Below are 394 nucleotides of genomic sequence, written 5' to 3'. Positions count from 1 at the left end.
ACTTATGAAGGTTTTGATGCGCATCAAATTTTCTTATCAATGCAAGAAAGTCCAAGGCTTTGGTATAACGTACCTGTTATTTATTTAGCTAAAAAGAAAGCAGATACCATTAGGCATATAATTGGCACAAGTATAGATGATAAATACGTAGCCTTAGCCGATTTTTTTACTGATAGAGGCGCCTATAAATTAGAACCGTATTTAGAAGATGCTTTTAGTACTAACACACCAAATGGTTATCAAAAAGAATTACAAGAAGCTCATAAACGTGTAAACCTTTTATATAATACTGTTGAGGGTGCTTCGTTACGTTTGTTTCCTGTGCCTAATGATGAAAAAAACACATGGATTTCATCATATGACTATAAATTTGGTCAGCATAAAATACAAGATT

At 32.5% G+C, this 394-nt stretch carries 1 pseudogene; it reads left to right on the top strand.

The window, feature by feature from the left end:
• A pseudogene (locus FUA24_RS25370) lies at positions 1-394 on the top strand (cytochrome C biogenesis protein); the annotation flags it as partial.

Source organism: Seonamhaeicola marinus, assembly GCF_008085455.1.
Note: the sequence above shows the minus strand (reverse complement) of the source record. Positions and strands in the feature narration are given on the sequence as shown.